This window comes from Agrobacterium pusense, from assembly GCF_013285525.1.
Classification (GTDB): Bacteria; Pseudomonadota; Alphaproteobacteria; order Rhizobiales; family Rhizobiaceae; genus Agrobacterium; species Agrobacterium pusense.
The window spans coordinates 1,963,952-1,975,729 of record NZ_CP053856.1 but is presented as its reverse complement, the minus strand read 5'-3'; the positions used below and the strand labels follow the sequence as shown (position 1 = coordinate 1,975,729).

Annotated in this window: 14 protein-coding genes; 8 read left to right on the top strand and 6 right to left on the bottom strand. The window is 55.3% G+C overall.

The window, feature by feature from the left end:
- Window positions 1-406: 406 nt before the first annotated feature.
- From HQN82_RS09740 to HQN82_RS09730, 3 genes are all read left to right on the top strand, one after another.
- Entirely contained in the window at window positions 407-1,639 is a 1,233-nt protein-coding gene (locus HQN82_RS09740) for a tyrosine-type recombinase/integrase (protein WP_173614834.1), read from the top strand.
- Between the two features lie 93 nt (window positions 1,640-1,732).
- Window positions 1,733-3,829, top strand: a complete 2,097-nt coding sequence (locus HQN82_RS09735; RefSeq protein ID WP_173614833.1) for a DEAD/DEAH box helicase — start codon at window positions 1,733-1,735, stop codon at window positions 3,827-3,829.
- Window positions 3,826-4,563, top strand: a complete 738-nt coding sequence (locus HQN82_RS09730; RefSeq protein WP_173614832.1) for a DUF2290 domain-containing protein — start codon at window positions 3,826-3,828, stop codon at window positions 4,561-4,563. The genes HQN82_RS09735 and HQN82_RS09730 overlap by 4 nt, the downstream gene beginning before the upstream one ends.
- A 329-nt stretch (window positions 4,564-4,892) precedes the next feature.
- Here HQN82_RS09730 and HQN82_RS09725 read toward each other — a convergent pair whose 3' ends face one another.
- From HQN82_RS09725 to HQN82_RS09700, 6 genes are all read right to left on the bottom strand, one after another.
- Window positions 4,893-5,798 carry a YfdQ family protein gene (locus HQN82_RS09725; RefSeq protein WP_173614831.1) on the bottom strand — a complete coding sequence of 302 codons (906 nt, stop codon included), beginning with the start codon at window positions 5,796-5,798 and terminating at the stop codon, window positions 4,893-4,895.
- A 59-nt stretch (window positions 5,799-5,857) separates the two neighbouring features.
- On the bottom strand, window positions 5,858-6,190 hold the full coding sequence (locus tag HQN82_RS09720) for a hypothetical protein (protein ID WP_112200745.1): 333 nt from the start codon (window positions 6,188-6,190) through the stop codon (window positions 5,858-5,860).
- Window positions 6,191-6,220: 30 nt separating this feature from the next.
- Window positions 6,221-6,403, bottom strand: a complete 183-nt coding sequence (locus HQN82_RS09715; RefSeq protein WP_173614830.1) for a hypothetical protein — start codon at window positions 6,401-6,403, stop codon at window positions 6,221-6,223.
- A gap of 60 nt (window positions 6,404-6,463) precedes the next feature.
- Entirely contained in the window at window positions 6,464-6,694 is a 231-nt protein-coding gene (locus tag HQN82_RS09710; RefSeq protein ID WP_173614829.1) for a hypothetical protein, read from the bottom strand.
- 55 nt (window positions 6,695-6,749) lie between these two features.
- The gene (locus tag HQN82_RS25515; RefSeq protein WP_234904853.1) at window positions 6,750-7,070 is read right to left on the bottom strand and encodes a hypothetical protein; all 321 of its coding nucleotides are present in this window, start codon (window positions 7,068-7,070) and stop codon (window positions 6,750-6,752) included.
- A 496-nt stretch (window positions 7,071-7,566) separates the two neighbouring features.
- The gene (locus HQN82_RS09700) at window positions 7,567-8,262 is read right to left on the bottom strand and encodes an XRE family transcriptional regulator (protein ID WP_173614828.1); all 696 of its coding nucleotides are present in this window, start codon (window positions 8,260-8,262) and stop codon (window positions 7,567-7,569) included.
- Between the two features lie 85 nt (window positions 8,263-8,347).
- Between HQN82_RS09700 and HQN82_RS09695 the strand changes: the two genes are divergently transcribed.
- The 5 genes from HQN82_RS09695 to HQN82_RS25510 all read left to right on the top strand — a co-directional run bounded on the left by HQN82_RS09695 (window position 8,348) and on the right by HQN82_RS25510 (window position 11,538).
- Window positions 8,348-8,569: a Cro/CI family transcriptional regulator gene (locus HQN82_RS09695; protein WP_234904852.1), complete on the top strand. Its 222-nt coding sequence runs from the start codon at window positions 8,348-8,350 to the stop codon at window positions 8,567-8,569.
- Between the two features lie 209 nt (window positions 8,570-8,778).
- Window positions 8,779-9,276 (top strand): hypothetical protein, encoded by a 498-nt coding sequence (locus HQN82_RS09690; protein WP_112967340.1) that lies wholly within the window; start codon window positions 8,779-8,781, stop codon window positions 9,274-9,276.
- Entirely contained in the window at window positions 9,273-9,524 is a 252-nt protein-coding gene (locus HQN82_RS09685) for a hypothetical protein (RefSeq protein ID WP_142841007.1), read from the top strand. Before HQN82_RS09690 ends, HQN82_RS09685 begins: the two co-directional genes overlap by 4 nt.
- Window positions 9,524-10,906 carry an SAM-dependent methyltransferase gene (locus HQN82_RS09680; RefSeq protein WP_173614826.1) on the top strand — a complete coding sequence of 461 codons (1,383 nt, stop codon included), beginning with the start codon at window positions 9,524-9,526 and terminating at the stop codon, window positions 10,904-10,906. The genes HQN82_RS09685 and HQN82_RS09680 overlap by 1 nt, the downstream gene beginning before the upstream one ends.
- Window positions 10,903-11,538: a DUF4031 domain-containing protein gene (locus HQN82_RS25510; RefSeq protein ID WP_345791256.1), complete on the top strand. Its 636-nt coding sequence runs from the start codon at window positions 10,903-10,905 to the stop codon at window positions 11,536-11,538. The genes HQN82_RS09680 and HQN82_RS25510 overlap by 4 nt, the downstream gene beginning before the upstream one ends.
- The last annotated feature ends 240 nt before the right edge of the window (window positions 11,539-11,778 follow it).

Here is an 11,778-nt window from a genome sequence, read left to right as displayed (position 1 = left end):
CCTTTAATGCTTCAGCAATATCGATCGGGACGGAGTCTAACGGCGTTTTCGGGGAATCCGTCTCAGACTGCAGCGACGCGCACTTGTCAAAGCATGCCGCCTCCCGGATGCGGCAACGCCATACATGCTTTCCATAGGCTTCCGTCAAAAACGAAGAGTGGCAATCCGGGGTGATACGTTCTGCGTAAAATGGCGCACCCGACAGGATTCGAACCTGTGACCTTTGGAATCGGAAGGCAGGGGTGAATTATTTCCTGCCGCTTCCTCTTGTTTACTCCAAATTGATTTTGCTATTCAGATCAAGCGGAAAGCCATTTCCGCAATTACAACGGTCTGGATCAAGTTTACTCTGATTTGCTTCCTGCCGCTTCCTATGTGCTTCCTGTATAGGATGGAGAACGCCAGCGTGGCAAAGCTGACAAAGCGGATGATAGACGGCCTCGCGGCTGGCGACAAAGATTATTTCGAGTGGGATGACGAATTGCCGGGCTTCGGCATTCGTGTCTGGCCCAGCGGTCGCAAGACCTATGTTGCGCAATACAGGGCAGGGAAGCAAACGCGTCGTTTCAAGATCGGCGTCCATGGTCCGTTGACCGTGGAAGAAGCGCGGAAGGAAGCGAAGGCGGTTCTTGGTGACGTTGCACGGGGCGAAGACCCGCAGCTTGATCGTTCGACGCGTCGTAAGGCTCTAACCGTCAAAGACCTGTGCGATCTGTATTTTGAGGCGGCGGACAAAGGGCTAGTATTCGGCAAGCGCGGTGCGCCGAAGAAGGCCTCCACCCTTTATGTCGATAAAGGTCGCGCCAGCAGACATATCATCCCGCTCATCGGCAACAGGCTGGTGCAAGAACTGACGACCGCTGACGTCATTAAGATGATGCGTGATGTAACGATCGGCAAAACTGCGGCTAATGAGAAAACAGAAAAGCTCCGTGGGCGGGCGGTGGTAACGGGTGGGGCAGGGACGGCGTCTCAATCGGTGACGCTACTAAGTGCCATTCTCACCTATGCTGTGTCCGAAGGCATCATCGCGAACAATCCCGCGCGGGGTATCAAGAAACCGGCGGTGGGGAAAAGGACGCGCCGATTGAACGCAAAGGAATATAGGGCGCTCGGAAAGGTTCTGGAAAGTGCGGACGATGAATTGTGGCAAGGCGTAGTCGGGACAAAGCTGTTTCTTCTGACGGGCTTCCGCCTTAGCGAAATCGCAGGGCTTATGTGGTCGGAAGTCGACGAAGCGGGTAGTTGCCTGCGGCTTGCCGATTCCAAAGAGGATGCTTCCGTTCGTCCCGTGGGCAAGGCGGTGTTCAACGTTCTGCGCAACGTTCCAAGAGTGGGGAGTAACCCTTATGTTCTGCCGGGGCCACGAAGCGAGAAACGCCACTACTCGGCACTCGATGAAGCGGTCGAACGCCTGACGAAAGCAGCAGGACTACAGGGGGTCACCTCACATACGTTACGACATTCTTATGCAAGCGTCGCGGGCGATCTTGGATTTACCGAGATAACTATTGCTGCGCTTCTTGGTCATGCAGCTGGGAACGTAACGCAGCGGTACATCCATCACCTTGATGACGTACTGCTTTCCGCCGCGGATAAGGTTTGCGCCAAAATCGTCGATATGATGAGCAAACCCTAACTCTTGTGCTCAGAGCATTTTTTCATTCTTTCAGCAGCTTGATCTTGATGGTTGCGATTATTAGGTTCGACCATCAATTATGGGGATAATCATATGGCGGTAACGTTCATACCTACCATTGGTCGTCGCGACAACGACGGCGTCGCGAGCCAATTGGTGAGAACGCTTCGAGGAGGGGGGCAGTACGATGAATCCGATCGGATCGTCCTTTACGCGGGTTGGCCCCAAGTCAAGGACTATGAAGGCAGGACGCATAGTTCCGACCTTACCATCGTCAGTGATCGCTATGGTATAAAGCTCGTAAAAATCTCCCTCTCGACTGCCAAGAACGATGTGAGACGAGATGCAATTAGCGTCTTGCAAACAGCGGCGACGACCGAATCTCTTTTGGCTAAAAGCCTGAAACTAAAAAAACGTAGAAAACTGATTTTCGATGTTGTTCCGATTATTTTCGCACCGAACATCGATGTTGATGACTTCGATAGCGATGAAGTTGAGTTCGTCTCCAGCGAAGCTGAGCTCTACCGTATTCTGATAGAGCCGAGTGGGCCACTCGATGAGGAGCAACAGTCAGAGGTCCAAGCAATCATCGAGGGTGCAAAAGCGCTTGGCCAAATACTCGATGCCGAGGACGATGAGGAAATCCATCCCGTTGCGAGAGCTTATAGGGACTTGGAGGCCGTAATCTACAACTTTGATTCGACGCAGCGCTCAGTTGCTCTCACCGCTATCCAAGGACCGCAACGGATACGGGGGTTAGCTGGAACTGGCAAAACCGTGATTCTCGCAATGAAGGCTGCCCTAGCTCACATCGAGAACCCAAACGCAAAAATCCTGATAACTTACTACACCCGTAGCCTGCGCGATATCATTGAACGGCTGATAACGCGTTTTCACAGACACTTTGCTGAGGTGGATCCAAACTGGGACAATGTCCACGTTAGGCACGGTTGGGGAAGGCAAAATCTTCCGGGCGTGTATCGCGATACTTGTATACGTGAGGGCGTTCTCTCCAAATCATTTAACGACGTCCGAAATTCGGAAGATCCATTCGGTTCTGTGTGTCATGATTTGGTAAATCGAGGCGTTATCAGTCCCTACTATGACGTGATACTAGTAGATGAAGGCCAGGATTTTCCGGATGGCTTTTATCAGATGTGCTTTTATCTCGCGAAAGGACATCGGGACAATAAGCAGATTATTTGGGCGTACGACGAACTACAGAACGTCTTTGACGTAAAGGTCCGCGAACCAGAACAGCTATTCGGCAAAGATTTGGACGGCAGCCCGCGCATTTCGCTCACTAGGAGCCTCCCACCGGGCACCGATACAAACGATTTTGTGCTTCAGCGCTCGTATCGAAACCAACGGGATGTTCTTGTGCTAGCGCATGCTGTTGGTTTCGGGGTGTATGATGAAGTAGTTCAGATGCTGGAGAACGCTAAACACTGGGAGGACGTCGGCTATGACGTGATCTCGGGTCCGTTCACGACCGGAAGTGAAAACGTGGTTGAGCGTCCCTTGGTGAACAGCCCTAGCGTACTTGAAACTCCGGCTGATGTGCCGTTGATCAGCGTTCGTGCAGCCAATAGTTTTGAGGAAGAAGTTGCGTCTGCTGTGGATGAGGTTCTATCCTTTGTGAACCGCGGCATACATCCTCATCAGATACTGGTTGTCAGCTTAGATGACCGGGCGGCAAAAGGCTACTTTGCTGAAATCTCTCGTCGGCTCCTCGTTAGTGGAATTTCATGTAATAACATAATAGTCGATAAGTTCAGCGAACCGCCATTCCGTATCGATGACAAAGTTACCTTGAGCACAGTATATCGAGCCAAAGGAAACGAGGCCGCTGTGGTTATCGTGGTTGGTGCCGATGCTGCTGTACTCAAGACGCGTACTGGGCGAAACAAGTTGTTTGTAGCCTTCACTCGTACAAAAGGATGGCTAAGGGTATTCGGGCTGACGAGTAGAACTTTCACGCAATTGAGTCACGAGATAAGCACAGCGCTTGGAAATAGCCCTCGTTTACGGTTCACCATGCCGAACATGAGCCGATTGAATATTATTCAGCGTGGCTTGGAGGAAAAACACGCCCGTTTGGTAGAAGCCAAACGGCGGATGGAAAGGCTCAAAAGCGAATTAAACCTCTCAGACGAAGACATGGTGCGATTGGTAGAGGACGACGGATGAATCGTGACGAATTCAACGGAAGCATTCGTGCGGCCCATGCATTCTTTTCTGGAGAAAATTTAGTTGAGAACACTGTTTATCTAGTGTGCCTCCCAAAATTAGAGCATTTCAATAACATAAGTATGACGTCGAAGGAATATAATCTGATCTATGAGGCTGGATTGTCGTGGTCGCATTACAATTTTAGCTTAAAGGATTTAGCATTCTTCCAGTTTTCCTACGTATCTTCTAGCGAATGGGCACTGGCTTACTACCCTAATCCCCGAGTGAGTGGATCGCCCGATGCGATCGCAGACTTCAATGAATTTAAAGACGCGGCGGAGAAAGGCGATATTGATGATGAAGAGTTCGCTGCCCTCGCATCGAGCCTGCCGATTGGAAACTACATTCCTCGCATCAGGTTTGAGTACAGTGAGAGCCAGTATCGACGGGTACGACATCCCGGTGCCCACTTCCATATTGGCATGTCGGGTGAAGACAGATGGGCCTCGTCAAGAAAGTTATCTCCGCTTTCTTTCGTTCTTCTGATCGCGAAACTTTACTATCCCGATTTTTGGTGGGAACGCTCGCGGTTCTCAAAATCTGAACAGGATCAAAGTCTGCAACATCACATTGATGCATGCTTAGACGAGAAACTACTGACCTCAATAAGAAGTGACGGCGCTTCGCTGGTTTTTTCTGACTTCGAAAAATTGACTTTCCATTTCGGTGCGCTCCTGCCGAACCACCCGTGACGAATGAACTATCGTTCCGACGTGGAATGCACAGATTTCGTCAAGCGACTGGCGGCCCAAGCATCTAAATCTTGAAGGTGATATAAGGGAATCCGTCCGCAATATTGCATCAACGGACCTCCACCTACCGTCGCCATCTTCGCAAGTGTGGAGACCGCGATATCAATTCCATGCTTTGAAGCTAGATAAGCAGGAACATCTGCTCGACGTAGGCGAGGACGTTGAAGAAACTGCGGTGGACTTTGACTAGTATCGCGGGTCATGTTTAATTTCCGAATTATGGCTTGGAAAGTTGGAACGGGCGGCGACCGCCCGCGCTCCGGGTGAAATCAGGCCGACATTTCCGGCTTGCCTGCGAACTTCGGCAGGCCAAGTTCTGCGGCGGTTTCGTGCAGGGCGAAGGTGACTGCTTTGGTGATGTGGATATCGGGCCGGTAAAGCATGCACGTCCACGAAAGTTTGCCTTCGCGAAGGCGGTAGCGCAGGCGCACGGGCAAGCGGATGCTTTCGCCCTGGAAGAACGGCGCGATGTTGAGGACGAAAACGCCCGGCACGGTGATCGGATCGCCGTTGGCGTTCTTGTGGTCTTCCTCAAAGACAATCTGGCTTTCGCCGGTTTGCAGTTTCACGGCGGTCTTGACGCGGGTTTCAGCATTGATCTGCAAGCCCTGCGAAAGCACTACCAGTTCATTCGGGTAGGCGATCTTTGCCCGGAACAACAATTCGAGGTCTTTCACCTCATCCGAGTCCGGCGCGGCCAGTTCGGCGATATGGTCTTCGACAAACTCCGCAAACTCGTTTTGCGTCAGCGCTTTGCCATTGATGCCCTGCCAAGCTTTCCACTCTTCGGAAAGCGGAAACGCATAGTGCACGCGGTGCTTGCCGTTGTCCGGGTCGTCGCCATGATAGTCGATGACGGCGGTAAAGGCCGGGCTGCGCCAGTCCGTAACCGCAAAAATCACGCTGTTGCCTGTTTTGTGGCGCTCGACAAGCTGGACGAAGGACTCCAACGTTTCGACATTGGCGGTGCCATGCTTGCGCTCCGGGCGGGTGCGCCACGGCGCGAAGACTGCCGATACGTCAGACAGCTTGCCGCTGGTCGGGTCCAGCAGCGCCGGGACGTTGGAGGGGATGCCCTTGGCGTCGGCAGGTGCCGGAACCTGCACAATCGCGGCGTTGGTCTGCGCCGCGAGCTTTGCGATTTCGGCGACGGCGGTTTGGGTGAGTTGATCCATTTCGGTTCCTCTATTGGTGCGCCGGTCACTGGCCGGACGCGGTTGCTAAAGTGGGGAAATCAGTTCGCGGAAACTTCGCGCGGCGAAAACATGTCGTGCTGGCGGGGATGCTCGGTCGAAAGCGCGCCGTCTTCGACAACCCAAAAGACCGAGTTCTTGCGCGGCAGCTTCGGGGTTTTGGATTCCATGTCGGCGGCAATCGTCACCATGCCGTCCTTGACGGACAGGGAGAGTTTCAGGGTCACTGAACCCTTGAAACTCTGCATGGGGTTGGCTTCGGACATGTCCGAAAGCTTTTCCAGCGTCTGGCCGATCTCGGCGGAAAAGGCGGGGTTTAGCTGGCCGTTTTCTAGCATGCCGATAATGGTGGAGGCATCGCGTATTTTCTTCATGCGGATGGTTCCTTGTGGTTTGGAGGAAGGTCACGCGCGCCCCGCGGCGGCGTGGTGGCGCTTGATCTCGGCGAGGCTGGTGGCGCAAAGCGCCGCGCCGCCGATGATGGCGAGGATGAGGACGGCGCAAACGCAGGCCAGAAAGAACCGGCCATACGGCGGCGTTGCCTGCTGCGGGCGCTCTGTCGGGATCATGGGTGAAATCTGGATCAAGGCTCTGTCTCCATCCGTTCGGGAAACCGCCTCGCGTGAGGCGGAAACCGGAGCGGATGGCTACGCGGTGAACTCGCCGATGTTGGCGACGATGTCTTCGAGGCTGGAAATGGCTTCCTCTAGCGTGTCGATCGCCTCTTGCGCGGTGCTGCCTTTTTCGCCGTCCTGAAAAGATTCCGGCATATTGTCGTAATAATCCTGCTCTTCGTCGCGGCAGGTCTCCAATATACCCTTGGCTTCATCGATCATCGCGGCGGCGCGTGCGATTTCCTTGCGGCGGTCCTTGTTCATATCTCTCTCCGTTGATGCAGTTGGATGATGACCCGAAGGCCATCGCCAAACGGCATCAGGCGGCTGCGACAGCATCGCGGCGTTGGATCTCGTCCAGCATCCTGATGCGCTCATCGGTCGAAAGCCGTGGTGCGGTTGCTGCTCGTGCAAGCTCGGCGGTTGAGTAGTAGGGGTACTTGATAGCGGGGTCCGTGGCGCGTGCAGCGCTGACCCGCATATCGTGAGCTCGGGAGGTAGCGGCGTCACCGCAACGGCGGATTTCTTTCGCTGTGAACCATTCCCGCAGGTCGGCTTTCGTGCAGCCATCGCCCACGCGCTGGATAGCGTCGGCCATTGCCTGCGTTAGCTCTTCGTCATTCGCGGTTTCGATATGCATGCCGTTCTCCGTCCTGTTTAGGGAGCCGGGCGGCATGTTCACATTTCGAGGGTGCGCCGCCCGGCAGTCTGCCCGAGCCGCAGAGAGGTTTGGCGGCTCGGATGGCGGCAATAGTAAGCACAGCTTTAAAATGCTTGCAAGTCATACTTTAAAACGAAAGTGCTAAAAAACGATTCGACAACGAATGAAAAAGAATCAATTATTGGAACACAACAAGAACAGAACGGAGAAAAATGGATGCAATCGGGTGCCGCTGCGACACTAAACCAAGTGCTTTCACTTTCGATTGAGTGCGGGGATTGTGGCCGTATGCGCTGGCGGAAGCCGCAGGAGCTTTACCGATTGCGCGGGGTTAATCCGACCACTCAGATTGCAGAGTTGGGCACTCGATTAGTCTGCTCGGCCTGCCAGTCGGAAGGATTTGACGGTCGAAATGTATCGATCCAAGCAGCATTTTCATTCGAAAACGACCGTATAAGGGCGGAGGCTTGGCGTATTAATAGCCAAGCAGTTCGCGAAGCGGTATGATGCGCCACATATTCTTAATAGCGTACGCGTCGAACTGTAGCTCCTTGGGTGGATTGTATTGTTCGCAAACTATTGCGCCCTTCATCCGCCCTTTCAGCTTCTTTACGTACGCCTTGCCGACAGTTGCGCCATCTTCGGGGAACATTTCGATTACTACGTGATCTCCAGCCACTGCCTCGCGCCCACCGACATAGATGAGCTCGCCGGGATCATATCGGGGAACCATGCTTTCACTGAGGACGTGGAGCGCAAAAACTTTTCTGAGGTGTGCAATTCCTGGGGGCCTGCGAACGTAACCGGAAACTTCACCGTTCAAGGTGAAATCGCCATCGTCTCCGCCAACGGCTACGCCCAAAACCTCAACATCCATAGGGCCTGTCGGTGCAGGTCCAAAATCTGTTACTTGCTCCGCGTCGGCTAGCGCTCCCTCTTCATCCAGATACCGCAGAGCGCCGTTGCTGAGGGCTACGGGATCGATTCGCAGCTTTTGCGAAATCGCTTGAAGATGTTCCATTGCGATAGCGTTTGCGCCACGCTCCCAGTTACCAACAGCGCCAGTGCTGACGCCCCCCGCTTCGGCTAGGTCCCGCATAACCAAGCCGCGCCGAATGCGGGCGGTTCGAATGGCTTTGCCGATTTTTTTTCTGAGTTCGATTTGATCCATGGGCGCGATGAAAGGGGAACTTTCATCTTTCGTCCATTTAAGTATAGCTTGCATAGGTTTTAAAGCTGTGCTTTTAATCGCGCTCATGGAAACGAACCTCAATCAGAATGGGTTAATTGCAGTAAAAGGTGCCGCAGGCGGCGCTAGCGCAATTGCGCGCGCGATTGGGGTGACCCCGCAGGCAGTAGCACAGTGGAAGTCAATTCCACCTGAGCATGTCCTGAAGTTAGAAAAAGCTTTTGGCGTTTCTCGCCATGTCCAGCGCCCGGACGTGTTCGGTCCCGCTGAATTGGAGGCCGCAGAATGATCGGCCTCGTTTCCCCTTCGCGCGGCCAATCCTCCCGGCCTGCTGCGACCCGCGCCGGTGCGCTTTCCTTCTTCTCGCCCGGCGCGGGCAACTCTCGTTTTGCATGTGGGCCTCCATAACTTCCTGACGCCCTGAAACTCTCATCTCCAATCAATTCCCACCACGGGAAAAACGCCGGGATTTTCCCGGCGCGGGAAAGGTATTGTCTCATGATTTCAAACGCATGGTTTCACCGTATCAAAGCCGCGCAACGTGACCTTATCCGCCTCGTGGGCGGCATCGAGCGTGCGGCGGAGATTTCCTCTATTTCGAAAAGCCACATCGGGCGCATGAACAATGCGACCGACCCGGAGTTGATGCCGCTGCATGCAGTCTACGCGCTTGAAAGCGAATGTGGCGTGCCGGTTGTCACCTCTGCGATGGCCGAACTTAACGGGCGGCGGCTGGCCGACCCGGAAAATGAGCGCGCCGCCGAACAGTGCGTCGTCGTCACCTATTCCGAAATGGTCCGCAAGGCTGGCGATCTGATTTCCGGCGGCGCGGTTGCTATCGCCGACATGGTGGTGACGCCAGCCGAAGCGACCAAAATGGACCGTGACGCGGCGGAACTGGAAGCCGGTCTGGCCGCATTCCGCAAGGCTCTCGCCAGTGTGAAAGCCAAGGGTGGTCAGAAGGTCGGGCTTAGTGTTGTCGGGGGTGCGGAATGAAGCGTCTGACCGATCCCGCCATCTCCGAACTGATGAAGCGCCCCTTGTCCGAACGTGCGAGGGGCTTTTTGCGGCATGTGAAGTTAGAGGGCGGCAAAGTAGATTTGTCCATACTCGGCGCTGCTTTCCACATTCTCGCCGAAGAGTGCCGCCGCTGCGGATACCTCCATGTAACCGCCGATGGCGACACCGCCAAGCTGACCGGCTTGGGGCAGGCATATCTTGACCGTTTGATGAGGGCGCACTGATGGCCCCTTACAAGCAAGTCAAGCTCCCCAAGCCAGGCCCAAGTGCGCTTATCGTCATCACTGCCGCCGTCCGCGACGGGACCGTGACCGTGGAAACGCAGCAGCAGGGGACGGCAGCAAATAAGTCCGTGAGCAACGGCTATCTGACGCGGGATAAGAAGGATGGCAAAACCTACTATCCGACCGACCGCGCGCGCGAAATGCTGGCGATGCTGGAAGGCATTGCGGAGCCGGGCGACATGCCGGAACGCGAAACGGAAACAGCCGTGGTGCCGGTCGCTGACGCTTCCGGGCTGGTCGCCACGGTAGAACGGGCGCGGGCGCTTCTTGATGATGGCGATATCATCAACGCCCGCATCGTCGCGTCTGTCGCCTATAATCAGGCCAAGACCGCCGCGCAATTTGCCGAACAGATCGGCGCAACCGAAAAGCTTGTTGCTAAGGCGCGGCGTATGCAGGCCGACGCTCTGTTGATCGAAGCCCGTGCAAAAATCCTCATCGCTGACAAATGGGACGAAGCGGAAGCCCAAGGGAAAACGCTTAAAGGCCGACCGAAAAGCGTTCCCGACGAGAACGCTTTTACTGCGGAACAGGCTGGGCTTTCCCGCAAGGAAATCCACGAAGCCCGCAAGCTGGCGGCGGCGGAACATCGTGAACCCGGCATTGTCGAGCGGGCGATTCAGGCGCGGCTTGCTGCCGGGCTGGAGCCGACGAAGGCCAATCTTCGCGCCGCAGTCGGCACGGCCAGTGCCACGAAGGAAGAACGCGGCGCAAACCTATACGAAACACCGCCGGAAGCAATGTTTACTCTGCTGGCACTTGAAGAATTCACCGCGTGCGTGCTTGAACCGGCCTGCGGACGCGGTGCCATCTCGCGCATGCTGGAAGCGTTCCACTACAGCGTGGTTCTGGCAGATATTAACGACTACGCCACGGCGGACAGCAACGGCGAATTGCAGGCTGTGCAGGACTTTTTGACCTCGCAGCCGCCGGAAGCCGGCTCGTACGATATCATCACCAATCCGCCTTACGGCGATATACTCAATGCCTTCGTGGCCTACGCCCTGCGCGTCTACAAGCCGCGCAAAATGGCGCTTTTGCTCAATCTGAATTTCCTTTGCGGCTTCGCGGACGATGACCGCAATTTCGTCATGGATGATTGCCCGCCCGCGCGCGTCTACGTTTTCAAGCGCCGCCTCCCGATGATGCACCGCGACGGATGGGACGGAAACAAGGCCAGCAGCCGCATGAACACCGCGTGGTTTGTTTGGGAGCGTGACGAGGCCGGAAACTACGGCAGCGCCACCATTGTCCGCCGCGTGGACTGGAAGGATTTCCAGCCGCAGCAAGCCGCCGCGACGGCGGAAAGCGAGGAGGCATGAGCGTTTACGTTGACGACATGCGCGCCCCGTTTGGCAACATGGTGATGTGTCACATGTGGGCGGACTTGGATCACGAACTGCTTGCCATGGCGGATCGCATAGGCGTGCAGCGCAAGTGGATTCAGGGGCATCCTGTTCTTTCGTTTGGCAAACATCGAAATGCCAGTTGGGTTCATTTCGATATCGCCACCTCGAAGCGAGCGCTTGCGGTCAAATTTGGCGCCATCGAAACAGATCGGTTTGGCCCGGTTATTCACACGACAAAGCTACGGCTTGCGGCGGCGATTTCCGCAGAGAATGAAGATGCAGTTCGGGCGGCGCGCGAACGCCTCGCTTCATACGAAGCCATTCGCGTTCGGCACGATGGCGCGCAGGCACGGCAAGGTGGTCTTCGCGAGGGTGACTTTGCCGCATTGGCCGAACTGCTGTGTGCGGAACCGCTGTTTCACCGTTTCCTTGAAATGCGGGACCAGACGCGCGCGATTTACAACCAAGACCATGCTGACACGGTACTCAAGAGCCTGATCGGCATCGCCAGCAAAACACAACTCAACACGGACGAACGCGCGCAGTCGGTTTTCATCGCACTGCGGGCGGATTTCGACGTGTGGAAAAAGAGGGTTTCCGTGTGAGCGACCGCAACTTTCCAGAGGTTCCGATTTCCTACGGCGACAAGTCCACGAAGGCCATGCGGATCGCATGCGCCTGCTGTGGCGGGGTGGCCTACTTTCCGCATCAAACGGGAATAACCCGTAAGCCGCCAATCGCGGCAATTCAGCATTTTCAGAACAAGGGATGGGTGGTCGGGAGCAATCCACGCAAGGATTTCTGCCCGCTTCACGCCAGCCCTTCCAAGCGTAAAGGACAGAAAG